Origin of the sequence: Georhizobium profundi, assembly GCF_003952725.1 — a bacterium.
Lineage (GTDB): Bacteria > Pseudomonadota > Alphaproteobacteria > Rhizobiales > Rhizobiaceae > Georhizobium > Georhizobium profundi.
In genome coordinates, this window is the sequence record NZ_CP032509.1 from 1750372 (window position 1) to 1774031 (window position 23660).

Annotated in this window: 19 protein-coding genes, 1 other RNA gene and 1 pseudogene; 15 read left to right on the top strand and 6 right to left on the bottom strand. The window is 62.0% G+C overall.

Going from position 1 to position 23660, the window contains the following annotated elements:
* The first annotated feature begins 2 nt into the window (after window positions 1-2).
* Window positions 3-926: a methylenetetrahydrofolate reductase [NAD(P)H] gene (gene metF, locus D5400_RS08170; RefSeq protein ID WP_126009398.1), complete on the top strand. Its 924-nt coding sequence runs from the start codon at window positions 3-5 to the stop codon at window positions 924-926.
* Window positions 927-1071: 145 nt separating this feature from the next.
* On the opposite strand, the gene D5400_RS08175 is transcribed toward metF, so the two are convergent.
* A complete protein-coding gene (locus D5400_RS08175; protein ID WP_126009400.1) occupies window positions 1072-1404 on the bottom strand; it encodes a hypothetical protein in 333 nt (110 codons plus the stop codon).
* A 14-nt stretch (window positions 1405-1418) separates the two neighbouring features.
* Here D5400_RS08175 and D5400_RS08180 point away from each other — a divergent pair, with 14 nt between their 5' ends.
* Entirely contained in the window at window positions 1419-2639 is a 1221-nt protein-coding gene (locus tag D5400_RS08180) for an alanine racemase (protein ID WP_126009402.1), read from the top strand.
* Between the two features lie 3 nt (window positions 2640-2642).
* Window positions 2643-3455 (top strand): endonuclease/exonuclease/phosphatase family protein, encoded by an 813-nt coding sequence (locus D5400_RS08185; RefSeq protein ID WP_164527822.1) that lies wholly within the window; start codon window positions 2643-2645, stop codon window positions 3453-3455.
* A gap of 7 nt (window positions 3456-3462) precedes the next feature.
* On the opposite strand, the gene D5400_RS08190 is transcribed toward D5400_RS08185, so the two are convergent.
* From D5400_RS08190 to D5400_RS08205, 4 genes are all read right to left on the bottom strand, one after another.
* Window positions 3463-4659, bottom strand: coding sequence for a lytic murein transglycosylase (locus D5400_RS08190; protein WP_425364919.1), 1197 nt, complete (start codon window positions 4657-4659; stop codon window positions 3463-3465).
* Between the two features lie 97 nt (window positions 4660-4756).
* On the bottom strand, window positions 4757-5542 hold the full coding sequence (locus tag D5400_RS08195) for a glycoside hydrolase family 25 protein (RefSeq protein WP_126009406.1): 786 nt from the start codon (window positions 5540-5542) through the stop codon (window positions 4757-4759).
* Between the two features lie 74 nt (window positions 5543-5616).
* Window positions 5617-6294, bottom strand: a complete 678-nt coding sequence (locus D5400_RS08200; protein WP_126009408.1) for a class I SAM-dependent methyltransferase — start codon at window positions 6292-6294, stop codon at window positions 5617-5619.
* Window positions 6291-7541 (bottom strand): BtaA family protein, encoded by a 1251-nt coding sequence (locus tag D5400_RS08205; protein WP_126009410.1) that lies wholly within the window; start codon window positions 7539-7541, stop codon window positions 6291-6293. Before D5400_RS08205 ends, D5400_RS08200 begins: the two co-directional genes overlap by 4 nt.
* 236 nt (window positions 7542-7777) lie before the next feature.
* Here D5400_RS08205 and D5400_RS08210 point away from each other — a divergent pair, with 236 nt between their 5' ends.
* Window positions 7778-9403: a putative bifunctional diguanylate cyclase/phosphodiesterase gene (locus D5400_RS08210; protein WP_126009412.1), complete on the top strand. Its 1626-nt coding sequence runs from the start codon at window positions 7778-7780 to the stop codon at window positions 9401-9403.
* A 115-nt stretch (window positions 9404-9518) separates the two neighbouring features.
* Here the strand turns inward: D5400_RS08210 and D5400_RS08215 are convergent, their stop codons facing one another.
* Window positions 9519-13163, bottom strand: coding sequence for a hydantoinase B/oxoprolinase family protein (locus D5400_RS08215; RefSeq protein ID WP_126009414.1), 3645 nt, complete (start codon window positions 13161-13163; stop codon window positions 9519-9521).
* 216 nt (window positions 13164-13379) lie between these two features.
* Between D5400_RS08215 and D5400_RS08220 the strand changes: the two genes are divergently transcribed.
* From D5400_RS08220 to D5400_RS08270, 11 genes and pseudogenes are all read left to right on the top strand, one after another.
* Window positions 13380-13559, top strand: coding sequence for a hypothetical protein (locus D5400_RS08220; protein WP_126009416.1), 180 nt, complete (start codon window positions 13380-13382; stop codon window positions 13557-13559).
* Between the two features lie 148 nt (window positions 13560-13707).
* On the top strand, window positions 13708-14418 hold the full coding sequence (locus D5400_RS08225) for a J domain-containing protein (RefSeq protein ID WP_126009418.1): 711 nt from the start codon (window positions 13708-13710) through the stop codon (window positions 14416-14418).
* Window positions 14419-14429: 11 nt separating this feature from the next.
* Window positions 14430-15194: an N-acetylmuramoyl-L-alanine amidase gene (locus tag D5400_RS08230; RefSeq protein ID WP_425364920.1), complete on the top strand. Its 765-nt coding sequence runs from the start codon at window positions 14430-14432 to the stop codon at window positions 15192-15194.
* A gap of 472 nt (window positions 15195-15666) precedes the next feature.
* A pseudogene (locus D5400_RS08235) lies at window positions 15667-16140 on the top strand (lytic transglycosylase domain-containing protein); the annotation flags it as partial.
* Window positions 16141-16314: 174 nt separating this feature from the next.
* Window positions 16315-16721: RNase P RNA component class A (gene rnpB / locus D5400_RS08240), an RNA gene on the top strand.
* A gap of 367 nt (window positions 16722-17088) precedes the next feature.
* Entirely contained in the window at window positions 17089-17526 is a 438-nt protein-coding gene (mraZ, locus tag D5400_RS21505; RefSeq protein WP_126009422.1) for a division/cell wall cluster transcriptional repressor MraZ, read from the top strand.
* Window positions 17526-18560 (top strand): 16S rRNA (cytosine(1402)-N(4))-methyltransferase RsmH, encoded by a 1035-nt coding sequence (gene rsmH, locus D5400_RS08250; protein ID WP_126009424.1) that lies wholly within the window; start codon window positions 17526-17528, stop codon window positions 18558-18560. The genes mraZ and rsmH overlap by 1 nt, the downstream gene beginning before the upstream one ends.
* A gap of 4 nt (window positions 18561-18564) precedes the next feature.
* Entirely contained in the window at window positions 18565-18927 is a 363-nt protein-coding gene (gene ftsL / locus D5400_RS08255) for a cell division protein FtsL (RefSeq protein WP_126009426.1), read from the top strand.
* A gap of 26 nt (window positions 18928-18953) precedes the next feature.
* Window positions 18954-20633, top strand: coding sequence for a peptidoglycan D,D-transpeptidase FtsI family protein (locus D5400_RS08260; protein WP_245451536.1), 1680 nt, complete (start codon window positions 18954-18956; stop codon window positions 20631-20633).
* A gap of 190 nt (window positions 20634-20823) precedes the next feature.
* On the top strand, window positions 20824-22230 hold the full coding sequence (locus tag D5400_RS08265) for a UDP-N-acetylmuramoyl-L-alanyl-D-glutamate--2,6-diaminopimelate ligase (RefSeq protein WP_245451537.1): 1407 nt from the start codon (window positions 20824-20826) through the stop codon (window positions 22228-22230).
* Complete coding sequence (locus D5400_RS08270; protein ID WP_126009432.1) at window positions 22227-23660, top strand: UDP-N-acetylmuramoylalanyl-D-glutamyl-2,6-diaminopimelate--D-alanyl-D-alanine ligase; 1434 nt, start codon at window positions 22227-22229, stop codon at window positions 23658-23660. Before D5400_RS08265 ends, D5400_RS08270 begins: the two co-directional genes overlap by 4 nt.

Genomic DNA, 23660 nt, shown 5'->3' on the forward strand with positions numbered 1-23660 from the left:
CCATGTCGCTCCTTAGAAGATCAAGCCCTTCGCTCAGCGCCGACCGGATCAATGTCTCCTTCGAGTTCTTCCCGCCGAAGACTGGGGACATGGAGACGCAGCTTTTCGAAAGCGTGTCGAAGCTCGCGCCTTTCAATCCGGATTTCGTTTCGGTGACCTATGGGGCAGGCGGATCGACCAAGCAGCCGACGCTGAACACCGTCAGCCGCATCCACCGCGAGACCACGCTGTCGACCGCGGCGCATCTGACGTGCGTCGATGCCAGCCGCGAAGAAGTCGATGCGGTCGTTCGCGAGTTCTGGGATGTCGGCGTGCGTCACTTCGTGGCTCTGCGCGGCGATCCGTCGGGTGGCATCGGCACGCGCTTCAAGCCGCACGCGGATGGCTATGCCAATGCCGCTGAGCTGGTGGCAGGCCTGAAAGCTTTCGCCGATTTCGAGATTTCAGTGTCCGCTTACCCGGAGAAGCACCCGGAAAGCCCGGATTTCATGACCGACATCGACATGCTGAAGCGCAAGGTCGACAATGGTGCGACGCGGGCGATCACGCAGTTCTTCTTCGATAACGACACCTATGAGCGCTACGTCGAGCGTGTCCGCCGCGCAGGGATCTACATCCCGATCGTCCCGGGCATTCTGCCGATCCACAATTTCGGGCAGGTCGCTCGGTTTGCCGGCATGTGCGGTGCGTCGATCCCGACATGGCTGGCCGAGCGATTCGAAGGGTTGGAAGACGACGCCCAGACCCGCTCGCTGATCGCAGCCGCACTCGCGGCCGACCAGGTGATGGATCTCGTCGAGCGCGGCGTCCATGATTTTCATTTCTACACGATGAACCGGGCCCAGCTCGTCTATGCGATCTGCCATCTCCTCGGTCTTCGCGGCCGTGCGCCGCAGGCGGAGGACAAGGCCGTGGCCGCGGCCTGATCGTAGGCTAAGAAGGGCGTCACCGGACGCCCACTTCACAATGGAAAAAGGGGATCGCCGACGAGACGATCCCCTTTTCCTATTCTTGCTGGGTCTACGTAATGAAGGCGCTTTCGGGCCCTGGTCCCTTCAGGTGAATGTCCCTTCAGATGAAGAGCATGCTCCCGATGAAGGCGAACGCGGCACAGATCATGACAACATTGAACTGTTGCGTCAGTCTCATGGTCACCTCCTCGCAGTTAACCTCCTGATAATAGGTGTTAACACGTATCGCGAAAAGGGAATTCGTTGCTGCAGTGCGAGAGCGCACGATACGAATGATTTCATTTTCACCGCTAGGGCGCTGTTTTGTTTTCATCTTGTTGCCATCGTCGCCGGCGTAGGAAGAGTGGATAATCTTTCCGCGCTGCGTCGTGCGGGCCGCAACGCGCCTGCCGACCTTTACCCTCAGCGACAAACTGATAGCGTCCGCCATCATCAGGAGCCGACCCCATGCAGCGATTCACCACCGGAACCGAGGCGGCGCTCTCGCTGAGACCAGACGCGCCGCTCTACTGTTTCCGGCCGAAGGTTCTCATCGAGGATGCGCAGCGTTTCATGCGGCAATTTCCCGGTGAGACGGCCTATGCGGTGAAGACCAATGGCGAGCCGATGGTGCTGGAAACATTGGTCAAGGCTGGCGTGAAGACCTTCGACGTCGCTTCCCCAGCCGAATTCGCGGCCGTGCGCGCCGCCTCCAAGGATGCCGAGATGCTCTACATGCATCCGGTCAAGGCGCAGTCGGACATCCGCCTTGCGCTCGAGACCTACGGCATACGGGTAATGTCGCTCGATCATGAGGACGAGATCGCCAAGGTGCTGCGCATTGTGCGGGCGCTCGATCTCGATCCAGCGGATTTCACCATCTTCGTCCGGCTTCAGACGAAGGGTCACGCGGCCTACGAGCTCTCCAAGAAGTTCGGCGCAGCACCCGGTCATGCGGTGGAACTGGTTCAGCGTCTGGATCGCATCGGCTTCAAGGTCGGTCTCTGCTTCCACGTGGGCAGCCAGATCGCCGAATCGGAATCCTACGAACGCGCGCTGGCATCGGCCGATTGGGTGCGCAGTCGCGCTGGCGTTTCTCTCGCCGGCCTCGATGTCGGCGGCGGCTTTCCCGCCGAATACGGCCATGATCCCAACCGCAAGAAGCCCGATATCCCGACCATCGACGAACTTCTGGAGCGGCTTGATCTCAACCTGACGGAATGGGGCTTCAAGACGCTGCCGCTTGTCGCCGAGCCGGGCAGGGCGATCGTCGCGCGGTCGTTTTCGCTGGTTGTAAGGGTTCTGCTGCGCAAGGGACGGCGGCTCTATATCAATGACGGCATCTGGGCGTCGCTGTCCGACAGCTGGACCGGCAAGATCACGCTTCCGGCCCGTTTTATCCCGGATCCTGCCCGCAAATCACGCAATGGCGATCCGGAAAACGTCGTGCCGTTCAAGGTCTGCGGCGCCACCTGCGACAGCGTCGACATCCTCTCGCGGCCGTTCTGGTTGCCGGAAACGGTGGACACGGGCGACTGGATCGAGATCGGCCATATCGGCGCCTATTCGCTGTCGCTGCGTACGCGCTTCAACGGGTTCTACCCGGATGATTTCGTGGAGGTGACCACCGCGTTCGGCGACGAGGGCGCACCGGAAGGTTTCGCGAGCCTGGAAACGATGGCTTCTTGAGCCATGACGTTGCGGATCGTCTCTCTCAACGCCTGGGGCGGCCGGCTGCATCAGCCGCTTCTCGATTATCTCGCTGCATGTAACGCCGATATCTACTGTCTCCAGGAGATCGTTCGTGACCCGGCTTCGACGATGTCCCGATGGTCCGCCTACCGCGACGGCGCTCACGAACTTGCCCAGCGCACGAACCTCTTTGAGGAGATCCGCGCGGCGCTGCCCGAGCACGATGCCTTCTTCGCACCCAACGCGACCGGCGACCTCTTCGTCGGTGTCGATCGGGTTCCGACCTTCTTCGGGCTTGCAACCTTCGTGCGCCGAACGTTGGCCGTGGTCGGACAAGCCACCGATTTCGTTCACGGCTCGTTTTCGGCCGAGGGGTTCGGTGCTCATCCGAGGCCGCGCAACGCCCATTGCGTGCGGCTCTACGAGGCGGCGGGCGGCCGCACGCTCACCGTCTGCCATATGCATGGCCTGCGCGATCTGGCCGGCAAGTCCGATACGGAAGAACGCGATGTGCAGGCGCGATCGCTTTTGCGTCTGATCCGGCAGGTGTGGGCGGAGGGTGAACCGCTGATCGTATGCGGCGATTTCAACGTCTTGCCGGACAGCCGCACCTTCGAGACCCTCAGCGAGGCTGGGCTTGCCGATCTGGTAACCGCGAGAGGATTTACCGACACGCGCACCTCCCATTATTCGAAGGACGTGCGCTTTGCCGACTACATGCTCACCAATAGCGCGGTGAAGGTTGTTAGCTTCGACGTGGTCGAACGGCCGGAGGTTTCAGACCACCGGCCGCTGTTGCTTGAGATGGAATGACGCTCCGTCAGAGCTGAGCGAGCAGTTCCGGCGTCGGCCATGCGTCTGCGGGCATGCCGAGGCGAAGCTGCTCGGCGCGCACCGCATCGCGGGTGCCCGCACCGAGAATGCCGTCAATGTCGCCGACATTGTAACCACGCGCTTGAAGGCGGCGCTGCAGGTCCATCATCTGCTCGGCGCTGAGACCGGCAGGTGGATTGCCGGCAGCATATCTGTCAGCACCTGCGAGACGCGTGCCGAAATAGGCTGCTGACGTTGTGTAGATGAAGGACTGGTTCCACTCGAGATAGACGTCGAAATTCGGATAGGCCAGGAAGACGGGGCCGAAGCGGCCCTGCGGCATGATCAGACGTGCCTGCATGCCGGCATCGGGCAGAGAGCCGTTGCGGGGTGAAACCCCGAGCGACTGCCATTCGCCGACGGTCGCGCCGCCGGAAAGACCGGTGCGCTCCCAAGGCAAGCTTTGCGGAATGGTGACTTCCTGGAGCCAAGGTTCGCCAGCGCGCCATCCGAGGCTGCGGATGAAGTTGGCGCCCGTCAGGATCGCGTCGGCACTGCTCGTCTTGACGTTCACATGGCCATCGCCATCGCCGTCGACGCCGAATTGGATGATGTCGGCCGGCAGCATCTGGACCTGTCCGATCTCGCCGGCCCAGGCGCCCGTCATCGTCGCGGGGTCGAGGTCACCGCGTTCGGCCATGGCAATGGCGCCGATCAGCTGCGGACGGAAGAGCGCGGGACGACGGCAATCATGTGCAAGCGTCGCAAGCGCATTGACGGTGTTGATGTCGCCCTGAACGGCACCGAAATCGGTTTCCAGGCCCCAGAAGGCGGCAATAACCGGTCCGGGTACACCAAATTCCTGTTCTGCGCGCGCGAAGACGGAGGCATGGCGCTGCAGCATGGCCTGGCCCTGCTGCATGCGATTGTTGCTGATGATCCGCTGCGAAAACTCGATGAAGTTCATGCGGAAGACGCTTTGGCTGCGATCGTGGTTCAGCACCTGCTGATCCTGGCGCGCGCTGCCAAGCACCCGATCCGCTGCTTCCGGCGATAGGCCCTGAGCGACCGCTTCGGCGCGTACGCCCTGCAGGAACTGCCCGAAATCTCCGCCACACTGCTGGGCGAAGGCGCTCGTCGCCATCAGCGTTGCGAGAAGTCCGGTTCCGATGCCGAGAAGGCTCTTCCTGGCAGATGTCGTGATCGTCATAGGCTTGGTTCCCCAGCTGGTATCCGTCGATGTCCCGCGCTCGCAATGCAGGCGGATATTGGCTCAGTTGTGGCAGGTCGTTCGCTTTGCCTCAGCTCGTCGCATTGGACAGCCAACGCCGCCATTGCTCGATGGTACCGTTGAAGACGTTGATGTCGGTGTTGCCTGTGATGCCCGGCACGATGCCCGTGCCCGTATACTGCCAGAACGTCCAGGAATGTCCGGGGTAGAGCGTATCGGGATGCTCCGCGACGGCGCGCAGCCACATCGGGTAGTCGAGGAAGTGGCCCTCGGTGTTCTCCCGGTGAAAGTCGATTGTCGTATAGATGATCGGGCGCTTGCCGTAGTGCCGCTCGAGCGCGTTCAGGAACACCTGCATTTCGCTGCGTACTTTCTCCGGCGGCGGGCGCAGGCGGCATGTCGGCGACAGGTGGTTCCACTCCATGTCGAGCACGGGCGGCAGGGCATCGCGCTCGCGCGGAACGTGGCGGATGTACCACTGCACCTGTTCGATGGCCGGACGGCAGAAATAGAAGAAGTGGTAGGCGCTGCGCGGAATGCCGGCTGCGCGACTGCCTGCCCAGTATTCCTCAAACTTCGGGTCGAACATGTCGCCGCCCTCTGTCGCCTTGATGAAGGCGAAGGAGACCCCTGCGGCGCGGGCCGTGTGCCAGTCGATCGTGCCTTGATATTTCGACACGTCGATACCGTGGACCGCATAGGTCGACGGCGACCGGGCAAAATCCTGCGGGTCGTTGTCGCCGAAGCGGGGAGCGTTGACCGGAGAGATGTGGAGGATATCGGTAGCGGTGGTGCTGCAGGCTGAAAGAGCGGCCGTCATGACCAGGATCAGGAGAATGCCGGCGCGTCTTATCATCTAGGCTCCGCGAATCAGGAGGGGAATCATCGCTCCCTTCCTAACGGCTCGTACCCGCCGACTAAAGCGGCAGCTCAGCGACCATTCGCCCGCGTGATGACGACGATCCTCGCATAGTCGCGGAAGAGGGTTCGGGCTTCCACATGCGCGCCTTCGCCGGCCGCAGCCAGTTTGGCAGCGTCAAAAAGTTCGGCGCGCGGCGTGACGTGGAACCGCGCCAGCCACGCCCTCAACAGTCGGCGAAATGCCGGCGGCAATTCAACCTGCTGGCCGAAATCGACGATGTGGACGGAGCCACCGGGTTTGGTGGCCTTGAGTGCTGCGGCAATCGCCTGCTGCCAGCTCGGGATCATCGAGACGGCGTAGGAGATGAACACGCGGTCGGCCTTGTCGAAGCCGAAGAGCGCCTGGCAGTCGAAATTCGTCGCATCGCCTTCCGCGACGATGATCTTTCGGGCATGTGCGGCCCGATCGATGTTGCCTCTCGCGGTCTCCAGCATCTGCGGCGAGATGTCGATGCCGCAATAGCGGGCATCGGGATAGCGCTTCGCGGCGGCCAGGAGGTTGCGTCCTGTACCGCAGCCAAGTTCCAGCACAGTGCCACCGCTCGGGACCGCCAACGCGTCGAGCATCTGATCCCGTCCAAGCAGGAAGTATTTGCGCGTCAGATCGTAGATGTGGCGCTGATAGCGGTAGACGCCGTCCATCAACACCGCGTGCTCGGCGGATTGCGTGCGTTCCAGCCCCATCATGCGCCTTTGCGCTCATACACATGGAGGCCGCCATAGATGGCGGAGCGATCGCGCGCGTGGCCTTCCGCGCTGGCGGCTGCGTTGTAATTCCACTGGTCGAGAAGGACGGGCAGGAGACGGCCTGGAAGAATGGAGGGTTCACCGGCCGTTCGGAAAATGACACGCGCGCCTGGCGCGGCCGTCCGGCAGATTTCCGTCCAGAGCGCGTTCAACTGCGCGTCGCTCATCCAGTCCTGGGCGTCGAGCAGGATGTAACGATCGACCGACGACGCAGGCTTGTCGGCAAGCAGCGTCGTGAAGCTCTGGTGGTGGACGAAGACACGACCGGCGTTCTCTCGCAGGGTCGCATGATGCCGGGCTTGCAGGTAAGGCGGCAGCGACCCTTCGTCCGGCTCCGGATAATGCCGGGCAAATGCCTGCCAGGCGAAATAGTTGTCTTCCAGCGGAAAATGGCAGGCGAGTTTTTCGAGGCGCGCTCGCAAGACGTTGGTCACGCGCATCTCTGCGTCCGCCGCAGCCAGCTCTTCATATTGGGCAGGCGGGATGCCGAGCCCGAACAGCGATGCCTTGCTGCGCGTCAGCAGGCGGATGAGCGGCTTGTCGAAGAGCGGCGCGAGGTGCTCGTCGAAAAATTGTCGCTGCTCGCGCATGGAGCGCGTCTGCATGATCTCTGCGGGGTTCACGCCATGGAGCCGTGCGGCCAGGTGGCCGGCGGAGATGAAGAGACCGAGAAGCCCGCTTCGGTAGAAATTGCGATTGAAAATCGTGATGCGTTTCCGCCCGTTGAGCCCGCGACCTTCCCAGTAGGCGCGGCTTTGCGCATCCAGATGCGGTGCGACGAACTGGTGGTAGGCAAGGCTGTTGTGCGACTGGTGCGTGCCTGCGAAGAAGCGGAAGAAGTCGCTCTGGCTCGGAAGATGCGCAACACTGGCGAGCTTCAGCTTGTTCAAGGCGATATGCGCGCGGTTCAGATCGACCACATCAATGCGCGCCGGTGCCCGAGTGAGATAGGACAGAACGTTGCAGCCGCCCGAACCGATGGTGACGATGCGGCTTTTCGGCGTCAGGGCCATGGCCTGCATGTCGACCTCCGGGTCCTCCCAGATCTGGGGATAGACGAGACCCGAAAACACGAAGGCAAAAAGGCGCTCGGAAAGACCGGCCTTGCTGATCGGCGAGTGACGCAACACGGCGTCGCGGATATGGCGGGTCTTCCGGCCGGGCAGGCCTCGCGTGATACCGGTCATGGCAGGCGATTCTCCCTCGCGCTTCGATGGGAAAACTGCCTAGCGGGGCGACATTACAGCCCTGTGACGGCGCAGCCGGACGCGACGGAAGTCGATGATGTGTCCAAGCATCCTCTAAAATTTTGAGGCTTGTTTTAACGCTTCATCAAACTTTATCCAGTTTCTACGCTAACCAATGCTTAATGCTTGAAATGGTAGATTTTTCACGATCGGGATCATGAAGATCGGGATGGTGGATGCTTTCGGACGTCATTACGAGCATAAGAGCGCGCTATGCCTTCGCTGGCACGGCTTTCGGCTCGATTTTCACGTCAGCGGCCTTCGCCTACGATGCAGCGGTGATCCAAAGCGCTGAGCCTTTCACGTCGCTGGTCCAGACCAATCCCGTCTACACGGCCGTGGCGCTCTTTCCGGCGTTGATGGGCTACACCTTCTTCAAGGTCGGCGAATCCCGCGCACGGCTCGTTGCCGAGCTAGAGCGCCGCATCGAAGCCGAACACACGCTCGAGCACAATGCGTTTCACGATTCCCTGACATCGCTGAAGAACCGGCACGCGCTGGAGTGCGACGTGCTCGACCGGATCGCCGAGGGTGTCGGGCCGAACAATCGGCCGGCGCTGATGCTGCTCGATCTCGACAAGTTCAAGTTCATCAACGACACCATGGGGCACAATGTCGGCGATGCGATCCTGCTTGCGCTGTCCGATCGGCTGCGGGCGGCCAGCGGTCCGGAACAGGGCATCTACCGGCTCGGAGGCGACGAATTCGTCATCCTGTGGAGTGGTGGACCGTCAGCCAAGGTCATCAACGCATTCTGCGATGCGCTCGTTTCGCTGATCTCGTTTCCGTTCGAACTGGGAGACCTGCGGCTTGCAACTGGCGGCAGCATCGGCGTGACTTGGCTTGGCCCCGACGACAAGACCATGTCGGATGTGTTGCGCCGCGCCGATCTGGCGCTTTACCGCGCAAAGGAAGTGCCCGGCAGTCATTTCGTCCTCTACGACAGCACGCTCGCCTATGAGGCCGAGCAGCGCATGATGATGGAAAAGGACCTGCGGCTCGCCATCGAGGAGCAGCAGTTCTTCCTCGAATATCAGCCGATCGTCCATCTGGAAACCGGCCGGGTCAAGGGCTTCGAGGCGCTGGTGCGGTGGCAGCGCGGCGACCTCGTCGTTCGTCCCGACATGTTCATTCCCGTCGCCGAGAAATCGGGCCTCATCGTGCCGCTTGGCAAATGGGTGCTTGCGGAAGCCTGCCGCCATGCAAGCCTGTGGCCTGCCGATGTCGGCGTGTCGGTGAACGTTGCGGGCGAGCAGTTTAAGGATGTGGGCTTTGTTGCGATGGTGGAGCGGACGCTCGCCGAAACCGGCCTCAATGCGCGGCGACTCACCATCGAATTCACCGAATCTCTCTTCAGTGTCGACGTGGATGTGGTGCGCGGCAGTCTTTCCCGCCTCAGAGCGCTCGGCGTGAAGCTGGCGCTCGATGATTTCGGCACGGGCTTTTCGTCCATCAGCCACTTGCGATGCTTCCCGCTCGACACGCTGAAGATCGATCGGTCGTTCACCGAATCCATGCTGACGGACGAGCGCGAGGCGGAACTTGTCGGCGTCATCATGAAGTTGTCGCAGGCCTTCGATATCTCCACCACGGTGGAGGGCGTCGAAACCGAAAGCCAATTGGAATTCATCCGCAAGGCAGGCGCCGGCGATGTCCAGGGATTCCTGTTCTCAAGGCCCGTACCCGTAGACCAGGTGCCGTCCGTCATTGCCGAGACGCGCAATCGGCAACGCAAAAACGAGGCACTGCCCGTTGCCGCCAGCGCAGCAATCGTCAAGCTTCCCAAGCGCTATCAGGCCTGATCCGAAGCTCTTTTGGCTGGTTAGCCGAACTCCAGTTGCAAACCTGAGATCTATCGATCATGGCCACGGGCATCGCGTAGCGAGCCCGTGGCGAACTATTTTCGGTTGTGCCGGCTTATGCCGTGCTGCCTGCGCCGCCCGCTGTCGGTGTCGTGATGATCACGGCTTCGCCAGGCTGTAGTACTGTCTGGTCGCAGGCGTGCAGCGTTTCGATGGATCCGTCCTTGCGGCGCACTTCGGTCTTGCCGCATTCGCCGTCGCCGCCGCCCTTGATGCCGCGGGGCGGGTTTCTGCGGTGCGAGGAGAGGATCGCGCAGTCCATCTGCTCCAGGAAGCGCAGAGTCCGCTTGGTGCCATCGCCCGCATGGAACGCGCCTTTGCCGCCGGAACCGGCGCGGATGTGGAAATCCTCGAGCAGTACCGGAAAGCGCATTTCCAGCATCTCGGGGTCCGTCAGGCGCGAATTGGTCATGTGGGTATGGACGCCGGATGTTCCGTTGAAACCCTTGCCGTCTGCGCGGTAGCCGGCGGACGAGCCGGAGCAGATCGTCTCGTAGTACTGGTAGGTCTCATTGCCGAATGTCAGATTGTTCATCGTGCCCTGGCTGTTCGACAAGGCGCCCAAGGCAGCAAAGATAGCATTCGTCACGTGCTGGGAGGTTTCCACGTTGCCGGCAACGACGGCGGCCGGATAGGCGGGCTTCAGCATGCAGCCATCGGGGATGATGATGTTGATCGGCCGCAGGCACCCCGCATTCATTGGGATCGAGCCCTCAACCATCACCCTGAAGCAATAGAGGACAGCGGCCCGCGTCACGGGTTCCGGCGCATTGAAGTTGTTGGCCATGACCGGTGACGTGCCGGTGAAATCGACCGTCGCTTCTCTCTTCTCCCGATCGACGCTGATCTTGACCTTGATCACCTGGCCGGTATCGGTCGGATATTCGTACTCGCTGTCGGACAGCGCTTCGATGACGCGGCGCACGCTTTCGGCGGCGTTGTCCTGGACGTGGCCCATATAGGCTTCCACGACATCCAGCCCGAAATTGGCGATCATCCGGCGCAGGTCGGCGACGCCCTTTTCGTTGGCGGCGATCTGCGCCTTTAGGTCGGCGACGTTCTGGTGGACGTTGCGAACCGGATAGGGGTGCTTCGTCAGAAGTTCGACGAGCTCGTCCTCGCAGAAGCGCCCTTCGTCGACGAGCTTGAAGTTGTCGATCAGCACGCCTTCCTCGTCCACGGTCGTGGCGAGTGGCGTCATCGAGCCCGGCGCTGATCCGCCAACATCGGCATGGTGGCCGCGCGACGCTGCATAGAAGAGGATCTCTTCGCCCGCATCGTCGAACACAGGCGTGACGACCGTGATGTCCGGTAGGTGGGTGCCGCCATTATAGGGGGCGTTGAGCGCAAAAACGTCGCCGGGGCGCATCGCGCTGCCGTTCAGCCGGATGATCGTCTCGACGGACCGGTCCATCGAGCCCAGATGAACCGGCATGTGCGGGGCGTTGGCGACGAGGGCGCCGCTGCGGTCGAAGATGGCGCAGGAGAAATCGAGCCGTTCCTTGATGTTGACGGAATAGGCCGTGTTCTGAAGCGTGATGCCCATCTCTTCAGCGATCGCCATGAAGAGGTTGTTGAACACTTCGAGCATGACCGGATCGGCCTTTTCGGTTCCGATCGCATCTGCGCGCTGCATCTTCTCGTGCCGCGAGAGCAGAACGTCGTTGCCGGGCGTGACGGTCGCGCTCCAGCCGTCCTCGATGATGATCGTCTGGTTTGGCTCGATCAGAAGTGCTGGGCCGCGCAGGCTGGCACCGGGAGCGAGTTCCTCGCGCCGAACAATGCGGGCGTTATGCCACGCGCCCGCGGAGTAGAGCCGGCGCGTGGGGCCATCGCCGACAGCGAGCGTCGTTGCGGCAGACGCCTCTGTCGTCGTTGCGACCGCCGGGCACTCGCTCGCTTCGACGGCGACCGCCTCGATGATAACCGGTTTGTCGGGGTAGATGAAGCCGAACTGCGCCTTGTGCGCCTGCTCGAACTCTTTGCGCGCAGCATCGATGTCGCCCGAAAAGACGACCGGCAGCGCGGTGTCGGTGCCATCATAACGAAGATGCAGCAGAGCGCGCGTCTCGATCCTAGCGTCCGTCGCGCCTTGCGCGATCATTTCCCTGATGGCCTCGGCCGAGAGACGTTCGATCTCCTGAGTGGTGCGATCGACGCTTGTCGCAGCAAGAGGAACGATAAGAGCCTGCTCGCGCGAGGCAAACAGCGTCGCCTGGCCGATGCCATAGGCAGACAACAGCCCTGAGAATGGGTGAATGAGGATCGATTCCATGCCGAGCGCATCGGCAACGAGGCAGGCGTGCTGGCCGCCGGCGCCGCCGAAACAATTGAGCAGGTAGCGCGTCACGTCGTAACCGCGCTGCACCGAAATCTTCTTGATCGCGTTGGCCATGTTCTCGACCGCGATCTTGACAAAGCCATCGGCGATCTGCTCCGGCGACCGGCGCTCGCCGGTCACGCGCTCGATCTCGTCGGCCAGTTCCTCAAAACGTGCGGCGACGACGTCCACATCCAGCGGCTCGTTTTGGTTCGGGCCGAAGATCGATGGGAAGTGGTCGGGCTGGAGCTTGCCGAGCATGACATTGGCGTGAGTGACGGCAAGCGGGCCGCCGCGGCGATAGCAGGCCGGCCCCGGCTCGGCGCCCGCCGAATCCGGACCGACACGAAAACGGCCGGCCTCGAAATGAAGGATCGATCCGCCGCCTGCGGCGACCGTATGGATGCGCATCATCGGCGCGCGCACGCGCACACCGGCCACTTCGGTATCGAAGGTCCGCTCATACTCCCCATCGTAATGGGCAACGTCTGTGGAGGTGCCGCCCATGTCGAAGCCGATGACGCGTCTGAAGCCGGCGTCCTTCGCGGTTTCGACCATGCCGACGACGCCGCCGGCCGGCCCGGACAGGATTGCATCCTTGCCCTGGAAGAAATCGGCTGCGGCGAGCCCACCGGAAGACATCATGAACTGCAGGCGCATGCGGTCGAATTCGGCGCCGTCTCCGGCGGCAATCTCGCCTGCGACGCGGTCGACATAGCGGCGCAGGATCGGCGAAAGGTAAGCATCGACCACCGTGGTATCGCCACGGCCAACGAGTTTCGCGAGCGGCGAGACCTTGTGACTGACCGAGATCTGCGAAAAGCCGATCGACTGCGCAAGTTCTTCTGCCGCCGCTTCGTGCGCCGGAAAGTTCCAGGCATGCATGAAGACGATCGCGACCGCATCGATCCCGTCGTCTCGCACCGCCTGCAACTCGGCCTCGAGCGATGCGGGATCGAACACACGCTCGACAGTGCCGTCGGCGCGAACGCGCTCGTCGACCTCGATCACGCGGGCGTAGAGTTGCTCGGGCAGGATGATCTCCTTGGCAAAGATATCCGGCCGCGCCTGATAGGCGATGCGCAACGCATCGCGGAACCCCTTGGTAATGACGAGAGCCGTGCGGTCGCCCTTGCGCTCCAATAGGGCATTGGTCGCAACGGTTGTGCCCATCTTGACCCGGCCGATGCGGTCGGCTGCCAGCGGTGTTCCGGCTTCAAGACCCAGCAATTGGCGAATGCCTTCGATCGCGGCATCGGCATAAGCGCCGGGATTTTCCGAAAGCAGCTTCTTCTGCACCAGCGTGCCGTCCGGCGATCGCCCGATGATGTCCGTGAAGGTGCCGCCGCGGTCGATCCAGAAGTCCCACTCAGCCTGCATAAGCTCGTTGTCCCGCGTTCCCTGTTTTGCTTGTGATGCCCCGCCATGCTGCGCCTGTCCAGCGGTGCGTTTCCGCGTCGGTAGCCTCACGCGATATTACTTAGGGTAATATTTCGATGCGTAACCTCTGTTGTTGTGACGCCGTCTGTTTTCAAGGGAACGCATCACTACATCTGCCGTTGTAGCGCTATCGAATACAGAAAAAGGAGCAATAAAATGCGTAAGTTTCTGATCTCTGCCGCGCTTGTCGTTTCCACGCTGGGCCTTGCGGCCTGCAGCGACAACGTCGACGAAAATGCAACGGGTTCGGTCGACAACACGGCGCCGATGGAACAGCCTGCAGCCCCGGCCGCACCGGCTGAAGATCCGGCCGTTACACCGGCACCGGTACAGTAATACCCTTCGCTTTCCGCTTCGGCGGATAGCCAAGATAGGCCGGCGTTTGCGCCGGCCTTTTTTGTGTTCTTCCGCGCTCTGCTGCGATGCGGCAGGTGAGGCAACTTTCCATCTCGATTCGTCCCCTCAAATCGAATAGTTTCTGGCGATGTCTTTCTGGGCCAGACTCATCGAACTCGTCGGCGACGCCGCTTCTGACGCCATTTCTCGCGTCATCGAAGCTGTGCGCACGCTGTTCGAAGGAGATCCGGAGACGCGCCGCCGTGTCGCCTTTTCCGTGGCGATGATCGCGCTGTCCGCCAAGATGGCGAAGGCCGACGGCGTTGTCAGCAATGCTGAAGTGCAGGCCTTCAGGGACATATTCTCGATTCCTCAGCAGGAAGAAGAGAACGTCGCGCGGCTTTACAACCTCGCCAAGCAGGACGTTGCGGGCTTTGAGCACTATGCGCGACGGCTGCGCGGGCTCTGCGAAGGCGGCGAAGAGCGCTGTCTCATTCTCGAGGACATTCTCGACGGGTTGTTCCACATCGCCAAGGCCGACGGCGCCATCCACGAGCGCGAGCTTGGGTTCTTGCAGCGGGTCGCCGAGATCTTCGGCATTGATGAAGACCAGTTCGCCCGCATCATGGCGCGGCACGTCCATGTCGATGGCTTCGATCCTTATCTGATCCTTGGCGTCACACGAGACACCGACCTCGCCGAGATCAAGAGGCGTTATCGCCGCGCTGTCGCAGAAAACCATCCTGACAGGCTCTTGGCACGTGGCGTTCCGGAAGAGTTCATCACTATCGCCACGGACCGCACCGCGAAGCTCAACGCAGCGTTCGAAGCGATCGAGCGAGACCGCATCGCTGCATGAGTGAAAGTCATTTGGAACCCTTCTCCCCCGACTGCGATCTTGTCAGCGCGGTGCACCCTGCCGCGAATTTCAACGATCGTGTGGATGGCGGTCCGATCGACGTCTTGCTCCTGCATTATACCGGGATGGAAGATGAAGATGCCGCCATCAAGCGGCTGACGATCGCCGAAAGCTCCGTCTCCTGCCATTACTTCGTGAAGCTCGATGGCACGCTGTTGCAGTTCGTGCCGGAGGACAAGCGCGCCTGGCATGCGGGCATCAGCGCGTGGCATGGTGTGCCCGACATCAACAGCCGGTCGATCGGCGTTGAGATCGCTAATTCCGGGCATGATTTCGGATATCCCGAATTTGCCGCGCCCCAGATCGAGACGATCAAGGCGCTTGCCATCGACTGTGGCCGGCGTCGCCACATTCCTGCTGAGCGGATTCTGGCCCACAGCGACGTCGCGCCATCCCGAAAACAGGATCCTGGCGAAAAATTTCCCTGGGCCGAATTGTTTCGGGCAGGCATCGGGCACTATGTCGAGCCGGCGCCCATCACCGGCGGGCGCTTCTTTCAGCGTGGCGATGCCGGTGCGCCGATCGAGGCCTATCAGTCAATGCTCGCTCTTTATGGCTACAGCGTTGAAATCGATGGCCTGTTTGGCATCGCGACCGAGCAGGTAACCAAAGCGTTCCAGCGCCATTTCCGGCCCGCTCTGGTTGACGGGATTGCCGACAGCTCAACGATAGATACATTGCATCGCTTGCTTCAGGCATTGCCAAAATACAGATAAATTCGCTGCATCGTCATATGCACAATAGGCGATTTAACATTCTGCAACATGTTGTTATTTGGCGGGTCATAAACTCGCCCTCCAGAGCCCTATACATCCCTCGCCATTGTCGTGGCCGGTCACGAGACCTCGGGGCATCGTGGTTGTGACTGGTCTGAACTGGGTGTTTCGGGGGCGTTGCCTATTGCCATAGGGCAGGCTCGTTCCTGTTCTGTGGAGTATATTACTGATGAAATTTGTACTGACGGCGACGTCGGCAGCCCTTTTGAACGTGCTTGTCGCAGGTTGGGCATTGGCAGAGACCGATGCAGCTGGCGAAGCGAGAGAAACAGCCGCAGCGGCGTCATCCGAGGCACGGGCGGTCAAGCCGATGTTCCACCAGTCGCAGCACGGACCCGTCATGGACAGCTATGTCGAACGTCCGACCCGTCCCGCCGCCGAGCCTGAGCAGGAAGCCGCTGAAAGCGGAGATGCTGGAGAAGCCGATGCGTCGACGGAAGCTGCATCCAGCCAGGGCGCAACAACTGAAACGACCGAGAAGCCGATCCAGGAGCAGACCCGTGTTTCCGGTTACGCTGCCAATCCGTATGGCAGCCTGATTTCAAGCTATGCTGAAGCGCATGGCATTTCGGAGAGCCTCGCGCACGCAGTGGTTCGCGTCGAAAGCAACTTCCGTTCGGACGCGACCGGAGCGGCTGGCGAGATCGGCCTCATGCAACTGAAACTGTCGACGGCACGGATGATGGGTTACTCCGGTTCGCGCAGCGCTCTTTACGATCCGGAAACCAACATCAAGTACGGAATGCGCTACCTCGCAAAGGCACAGAGCCTCAGCGACGGCTCGACCTGCGGAACGATCTTGAAGTATAATGCCGGCCATGGTGCCAAGCGCATGAACCCGGTTTCGGCGCGCTATTGCAGCAAGGTGAGTGCACTTCTTCAGTGATCTCTGACGGATTTTCGATACCCGAATTCGGGCGCGAGACTCAACCGCTTCGCGCTCGGATGTCTGGGGCAACAGGCCGGGTCTCTCCTCACGGAGGGGCCCGGTTTCGTTTTTGCAGCCCGAACGGTCGGAACGCGCTGGACCGGAGATGGCTTTCAAGGCTATCAGGAGCCGCCAGTCGGCCGGGCAGCCGCGCTCCGCAAAAGGTCGAAAGGCCGCGGGGTGAGGAAAGTCCGGGCTCCACGGAAACACGGTGCCGGATAACGTCCGGCGGGGGCGACCCTAGGGAAAGTGCCACAGAAAGCAAACCGCCTCGCTCCGGCGAGGTAAGGGTGAAAGGGTGGGGTAAGAGCCCACCGCGTCGCTGGCGACAGGGACGGCACGGTAAACCCCACCGGGAGCAAGACCGAATAGGGATGACGCGGCCGCCCGCGAGGGCAGCCAGCCCGTTTCCGGGCCGGTCATCCGGGTGGGTTGCGCGAGGCGGAACGCAAGTTCCGTCCCAGATGAATGGCTGCCGCGTTCGGCGTCTCTCGAGACGTCGGGCCATACAGAACCCGGCTTACAGGCCGACTGGCAAATTCCCTGCAAAACAGAGCGCGTGAGCGGTCCGACTTCGGCGGCAAACGTCGTCGGAGCAACGGTTTGCCGGCTCTTCGTAACCGTTCCTTAAGCATGTTTTCGCATCATCGCGAATGCCGGAATCCGTGCTGTTGCGTCGCCACTTCAAGGAGCGTTCCCATTGACGCCCAAAATGTCCCATGTTATCCCAAATGCACAGTTTTGAAGGGCGCGTCGCTGCCCGATCATTGTTCATATTCCGTACGGATGCGTTGAGGCGGCCGGGGCTTGCGAGTGTCTCGGGTGGTGTCGTTTGCTTGTGTCATCGTCGGCGTTTCGGGGGACTTATGGCATGGGCCGTGCAGCAGGACATGAACGCGGCAAGCGATGAACCGGTTCTTGTCCAGCCAGACGAAGAAGATCGACGCGAAGGGGCGGGTGTCCGTGCCGGCGATTTTCCGCACGGTCATGGCGCGGCAGTCGATCGAGGATCTCTACGGCTTTCAGGATTTTCTCTATCCGGCGTTCTGCTTCGGCGGGCCGGATATTCTCGACCGCTACGAGCGGCAGATCTCGACGCTCGATCCTTTCTCTTCGCGGGCACAGCAATTGTCGCTGCTCATTCACGGCGGCGGTTCGTTCTTTCGACTGGACGGGGAAGGGCGACTGATGATCACGGACCTTATTCGCGACTATGCCAATCTTTCAGACGAGGTCACCTTCGTCGGGCGGTCGGATCATTTCCAGCTGTGGGAGCCGCCGGCTTTCCAGCGCATGCAGGATGCGGCGCGGGCGCAGATCGCATCGGCGGGAGCTACGGGGTGATGGCGGGCACAGGCGATTTCGCCGGCCACGGCCGGCCGGACGCTGATGGCGGACCGGCCCGTCACACCCCGGTTCTTCTTCAGGAAGTGCTCGATGCGCTGCAGCCCGAGGCCGGAAAGGTGATTCTCGACGGCACGTTCGGGGCAGGCGGCTACACCACGGCGTTGCTCGAGCGCGCCGCCGATGTCGTCGCACTGGATCGCGATCCCGGTGCGATCGCGGGTGGCCAGCCGCTGGTTGACGCCTGGAAAGGCAAGCTGTCACTTCACCAGTCCCGGTTCTCGCTTCTCGACCAATTCGCGCCAAAGGGTGGCCTGGACGGCGTCGTTCTCGATATCGGCGTTTCTTCCATGCAGATCGACGAGGCCGATCGCGGCTTCTCCTTCCAGAAGAATGGCCCACTCGACATGCGCATGGAGCGCGCGGGCGTTTCAGCGGCTGATGTCGTCAACCGCCTGAAGGCCGGCGATCTCGCGCGTATCTTCGGGTTCCTCGGGGAAGAGCGCCAAGCCGGGCGCATTGCCCGCGCCATCGAAAAACGGCGCGTCGAAGAACCGTTCAGCACCACGCGCGATCTCGCCCGACTGATCGAAACCGTTACGCCGCGCAAGGCCAAGGACAAGATCCACCCAGCAACCCGCGTGTTCCAGGCGCTGCGCATCTACGTCAATGACGAGCTTGGCGAACTGGTCGCGGCGCTCATCGCTGCTGAACGCGCGTTGAAGCCCGGTGGGCGGCTCGCGGTCGTGACCTTCCACTCGCTTGAAGACCGGATCGTGAAGCGGTTCTTTGCCGAACGCAGCGGCAAGGCCGGCGGCTCGCGCCATCTGCCGCAGGTCGAACTGATTGCGGCAACCTTCGTGCCCGTGGGCAAAGGGTTGGTCACGCCGGGTGACGAGGAACTGTCGGACAACCCCCGCGCGCGCTCGGCGAAATTGAGAAGCGGTCAACGGACCGAGGCGCAAGCGCAGCGCGCAGACATGTCCGTGTTTGGCCTGCCGGACCTTGCCGAACTTAATGCGATTGGTGGATGAGACGATGCTGAAGCCCTTCAACTTTTTCCTGGTGGTGGCGATGATCGGGGCGGCGACCGTTACCTATCAGATCAAGCATCGTGCCGAGGAGAAGCTCGGTGAAGTCCGTGCACTGCAGGCGCAGATCCAGCTCGAGCGGCAGACGATCGATCTGCTCGAGGCCGATTGGAGCCTGCTGAACCAGCCGGTCCGGCTTGAGCAGCTCGTCGCGCGTTTCCAGGAAGACCTGCAGCTTGGCAATATCGATCCGCCGCAGATTGCGCAGCCGAACGAGCTGCCGCAGAAGCTGCTGCAGATCGAAGAACTCATCGCGCAGGATTTCGACGATTTCGCAGATCCCACGATCACAGGTTCGGTGGTGCGCTGATGAAGAAGCCCGACATCTTCAACCGCATGCTGGAAAAGCGCCGTCAGGCGGCATTGACGGCGCGCAAGGGCAGCGGCCGCGAGGCGAAGTCGCGCGTCATGATCGCGATGTTCTGCTTCTGCGCCTTCTATGTCGTCATCGGCGGCCGGCTTGTGCAATATGGCATGGCTGACGATCAGGCGACCGCGAGCATTCCGCGGGCGGACATGCTGCTTGCATCGCGCCCGGACCTTGTCGATCGCAATGGCGAAATCCTTGCAACCGACATCCGCACCGTCTCGCTCTATGCCGAACCGCGCCGCATCGTCGATGCCGACGAGGCGATCGAACGACTGCAGACCGTGCTGCCGGATCTCGATATCCGCACGACGCATCGCAAGCTGTCGTCGGATTCGGGCTTTCAGTGGCTGCGTCGTCAGCTTACGCCGAAGCAGCAGGCCGATATCATGGCGCTCGGCATTCCGGGCATTGGCTTCCGTCCCGAGAAGCGCCGCTTTTATCCAGGTGGAACGACAGCCTCGCATATCGTCGGCCACGTCAATGTCGACAATCGCGGCATTGCCGGTATGGAAAAGTATCTCGACAGCCAGGGGCTTGCCGATCTCTTCGACCTCGGCATGACGGTCGACGAGGAGATGGAGCCGGTCGCGCTGTCGGTCGATCTGCGCGTTCAGCACATCGTGCGCGACGAGTTGGCTGCTGCGATGGAACGGTACGATGCAATTGCGGCCGGCGCCGTGGTGCTCGATATTCATACCGGCGAAGTCATCGCCATGTCGTCGCTGCCCGACTACAATCCGAACATCCCGTCTCAGGCTCTCGAGAAGGATCGTATGAACCGCATGTCGGCGGGCACATACGAAATGGGCTCGACCTTCAAGACCTTCACCACGGCGATGGCGCTCGATAGCGGCCGGGTGCGGATGGGCGACAGCTTCGATGCGTCGCGTCCGATCCGTATCGGCGGCCACACCATCAGCGACTTCCACGGCAAGCACCGCGTGCTGAGTGTGCCTGAAATCTTCATCTACTCGTCGAACATCGGCACTGCGAAGATGGCAGAAGTCGTCGGCGTTCAGGGCCATCAAGAATTCCTGACGCGCCTCGGTCTTCTGACCCGCATGCAGACCGAGTTGCCTGAAGTCGCCATGCCGCTCCAGCCGCGCGAATGGAAGCAGATCAATTCCATCACGATTTCGTTCGGCCATGGCGTCACCACAACGCCGCTCCAGACGGCTGTCGCTGCAGCTGCATTGATGAATGGTGGCAAGCTCATTCAGCCGACCTTCCTGCCGCGTACAGAAGCAGAAGCGATGGCGCACGCGGTTCAGGTGGTGAACCCTCAGACCAGCGCCGACATGCGCGAACTCTTTCGGCTGAACTCGCTCGAAGGCTCAGGCCGGCGCGCCGACGTTGAAGGCTTCCGGGTGGGTGGCAAGACAGGCACGGCGGAAAAGGTGGTCAACGGCCGCTATTCCAGCGACGTGCGTTTCAACGCCTATCTCGCCGCGTTCCCGATGGATGCGCCGCAATATGTGGTCCTGGTCGTCATCGACGAACCGAAGCCTGAGGAAGGCCAGCACGCGGCAACCGCCGGCTTGAATGCCGCGCCGACCGTGTCGGCAATCATTCGCCGCTCGGCGTCGTTGCTCGGCGTGCAGCCCAAATACGGACGGGATGGCTCTGCCATGCTGGTGTCTTATTGAGCGCCAATGAACGGCGCCCTGACGCGTACATGATCTGACGGCTTCAAGCGGTCAGATCTTTCAAGACTTACGCCCCGTCGCGCGGATCGCGGCGCGCATCGAGCGGGGCGGCAACCAGTGGACGTGGGCTATGAGACTTCACGAACTCGTCGGCATCGACGCGCAAGCGCGTATCGAGACGCCGGAGGGGATGGACGGGAATCCGGAGGTTGCGGGCATCGCTTCAGATAGCCGCAAGGTTCAGCCTGGCTATCTTTTTGCGGCGCTTGCCGGCTCTAAAGCCGATGGTGCGACCTATGTCGCGGATGCGCTGGCGCGGGGCGCCGTTGCCGTCGTCGCTGCTGATGATGCAGCCCTGACCGTGAAGGCACCGACAATCCGCGTGAAGGAACCACGTGCGTTTCTGGCAAGGACTGCGGCACGCATCGCAGGCGCTCAGCCGAAGACGATGGTGGCGGTCACCGGGACGGCCGGCAAGACGTCCGTTGCATCCTTTACGCGCCAGATCTGGGCGAGCGTTGGATTGCCGGCTGCGATGATCGGAACGACCGGCGTCGTGTCGCCATCCCGCAATGATTATGGCTCACTCACCACGCCGGATCCGGTCGAGTTGCATCGCCTTTTGGCGGAGCTTGCGGCGGAAGGTGTGACGCACGCATCGATGGAGGCCTCTAGCCACGGGCTCGACCAGCACCGGCTGGACGGCGTGACGCTGCAGGCCGGCGGCTTCACCAATCTCGGCCGCGACCATCTCGATTATCATGCCGACATCACGGACTATCTGAACGCCAAGCTGCGCCTGTTCACGGCTCTCTTGCCGAAGGGCGCGCCCGCAATCATCTTTTCCGACGATGCCTATTCCGATCCGGTCATTTCTGCTGCGCGCGATGCCGGGCTCGATGTGCGCACCGTTGGCCGGGGCGGCAATTTCCTTGCTCTGAAGCGTGTCGAGCATCAGCGCCAGCGGCAGCTCGCCGAAGTCCACCATGCCGGCAAGATCTACGAAATCGACCTGCCGCTCGCCGGCGATTTTCAATTGTCCAACGCGCTGGTTGCGGCCGGTCTTGCAATCTCGACCGGCGTTGCACCCGACCAGGCGATGGCGGCATTGGAGCGGCTCGAAGGCGCTTCGGGACGACTGGAGCTTGTCGGCACCACACAGGAAGGCGCGCCCGCTTATGTGGACTATGCGCACAAGCCCGAAGCGCTGGAAAATGTCTTGAAAGCAGTGCGTCCGTTCACGACGGGCCGCATCGTCGTCGTTTTCGGCTGCGGCGGGGACCGCGACCGAGGCAAGCGCCCGATCATGGGCGAGATCGCGACACGGCTTGCCGACGTGGTGATCGTGACGGACGACAATCCACGCTCGGAAGTGCCTGGCGAAATCCGCGCCGAGATTCTGGCTGCTGCTCCTGGCGCAACGGAGATCGGCGACAGGGCAGAGGCAATCCGCGCAGCTGTCGGCCTCCTCAAGAAGGGCGACACGCTCATCGTCGCCGGCAAGGGCCATGAAAACGGCCAGACCATCGGCGACAGAACACTGCCATTCTCGGATCACGAACAGGTAAGGGCTGCACTCGCAGCGCATGCGCAATGACACCGCTCTGGACGCTCAAAACTTTTATCGAAGCAACGAACGGGCGCCCCGTCGGCGACATGCCGAGCGGCATCACCGGAATTTCCATCGACAGCCGCACGGCGGGCGAGGGCGATGCGTTCTTCGCGATCAAGGGTGACCGGTTCGACGGACATGATTTCGTCAGCGCGGCCGTTGCCAACGGTGCCGCCGTTCTGGTCGTCGGCGAGGATAAGCTGCCGGCCCTCGGGCACATCCAGGCGCCGATGGTGGTGGTCGAGGATGTTCTGGAGGCTCTTCGCCTGCTCGGCGAGGCCGCAAGGGCGCGTAGCAAGGCCAAGATCGTCGCCGTCACCGGGTCCGTCGGCAAGACGACGACCAAGGGCATGCTGAAGCATTGCCTCTCGGCCGTCGGAACGACCCATGCGGCCGTGGCTTCGTTCAACAATCATTGGGGCGTGCCGCTCACGCTTGCCCGGATGCCGGCCGATTGCCGCTTCGGCGTGTTCGAAATCGGCATGAACCACCCGGGCGAGATCACGCCACTCGTCAAGATGGTCCGCCCGCATGTGGCAATCATCACGACGATTGCCGCCGCCCATCTCGGCAACTTCAAGAGCCTTGATGAGATCGCCGCCGCCAAGGCGGAAATCTTCCTCGGCGTCGAGCCGGATGGACATGCCATTCTCAACCGCGACAACGAGAAGTTCGGTGTTTTGCAGGACGCCGCCGTCGCTGCCGGTGTCGCGCATATCCACAGCTTCGGCGAAAGCCGGGAGGCCGACTTCCGGCTTGAACGGGTCCAGCTTCATGCGACCTGCTCCTGCCTGACAGCGCGGATCGGCGACGAGGATGTCGCGGTGAAGATAGGGACCCCCGGTCGGCATGTCGTCGAAAATGCTCTGGCCGTGCTCGGCGCTGCCTATCTCGTTGGTGCCGACCTGGCGAAGATTGCTGGCGCACTGGCCGACTTCCGGGCAGAGAAGGGTCGTGGCGCACAGTACCGGCTGAAGAACGGGTCGGGCAATTTCACGCTGATCGACGAAAGCTACAACGCCAATCCTGCCTCCATGCGGGCGGCCATCGCGCTGCTCGGTTATGCGACGCTCGGTCCGAACGGGCGGCGCATCGCCGTACTCGGCGACATGCTCGAACTCGGCCGCTTCTCGCCCAAGCTCCACGAGGAACTCGTCGAGCCTCTGAAGAAGGCGAAGATCGATCGGGTCTATCTTGCCGGGCCGGAAATGAAGGCGCTCGAACAGGCGCTGAAATCCGAAATCGCATGCGAGTATCGCGAGACCACCGCGTCACTCGTGCCTCTCGTGACCAAGGCCGTCCAAGCGGGCGATGCCATCATGGTCAAATCATCACTCGGGATCGGCTTCGGCGCGGTCGTTTCCGCCTTGCTTGACAAGTTTCCGGCCGTGCCGGAAGCCGATTCAGGCGATTGA

Excerpts from the sequence above, each read along its gene's own strand:
- metF (WP_126009398.1), top strand. The coding sequence starts at position 3 with ATGTCGCTCCTTAGAAGATCAAGCCCTTCGCTCAGCGCCGACCGGATC.
- D5400_RS08175 (WP_126009400.1), bottom strand. The coding sequence starts at position 1,404 with ATGATGGCGGACGCTATCAGTTTGTCGCTGAGGGTAAAGGTCGGCAGG.
- D5400_RS08180 (WP_126009402.1), top strand. The coding sequence starts at position 1,419 with ATGCAGCGATTCACCACCGGAACCGAGGCGGCGCTCTCGCTGAGACCA.
- D5400_RS08185 (WP_164527822.1), top strand. The coding sequence starts at position 2,643 with ATGACGTTGCGGATCGTCTCTCTCAACGCCTGGGGCGGCCGGCTGCAT.
- D5400_RS08195 (WP_126009406.1), bottom strand. The coding sequence starts at position 5,542 with ATGATAAGACGCGCCGGCATTCTCCTGATCCTGGTCATGACGGCCGCT.
- D5400_RS08200 (WP_126009408.1), bottom strand. The coding sequence starts at position 6,294 with ATGATGGGGCTGGAACGCACGCAATCCGCCGAGCACGCGGTGTTGATG.
- D5400_RS08205 (WP_126009410.1), bottom strand. The coding sequence starts at position 7,541 with ATGACCGGTATCACGCGAGGCCTGCCCGGCCGGAAGACCCGCCATATC.
- D5400_RS08210 (WP_126009412.1), top strand. The coding sequence starts at position 7,778 with ATGCTTTCGGACGTCATTACGAGCATAAGAGCGCGCTATGCCTTCGCT.
- D5400_RS08215 (WP_126009414.1), bottom strand. The coding sequence starts at position 13,163 with ATGCAGGCTGAGTGGGACTTCTGGATCGACCGCGGCGGCACCTTCACG.
- D5400_RS08220 (WP_126009416.1), top strand. The coding sequence starts at position 13,380 with ATGCGTAAGTTTCTGATCTCTGCCGCGCTTGTCGTTTCCACGCTGGGC.
- D5400_RS08225 (WP_126009418.1), top strand. The coding sequence starts at position 13,708 with ATGTCTTTCTGGGCCAGACTCATCGAACTCGTCGGCGACGCCGCTTCT.
- mraZ (WP_126009422.1), top strand. The coding sequence starts at position 17,089 with ATGAACCGGTTCTTGTCCAGCCAGACGAAGAAGATCGACGCGAAGGGG.
- rsmH (WP_126009424.1), top strand. The coding sequence starts at position 17,526 with ATGGCGGGCACAGGCGATTTCGCCGGCCACGGCCGGCCGGACGCTGAT.
- ftsL (WP_126009426.1), top strand. The coding sequence starts at position 18,565 with ATGCTGAAGCCCTTCAACTTTTTCCTGGTGGTGGCGATGATCGGGGCG.
- D5400_RS08260 (WP_245451536.1), top strand. The coding sequence starts at position 18,954 with ATGCTGGAAAAGCGCCGTCAGGCGGCATTGACGGCGCGCAAGGGCAGC.
- D5400_RS08265 (WP_245451537.1), top strand. The coding sequence starts at position 20,824 with ATGGACGGGAATCCGGAGGTTGCGGGCATCGCTTCAGATAGCCGCAAG.
- D5400_RS08270 (WP_126009432.1), top strand. The coding sequence starts at position 22,227 with ATGACACCGCTCTGGACGCTCAAAACTTTTATCGAAGCAACGAACGGG.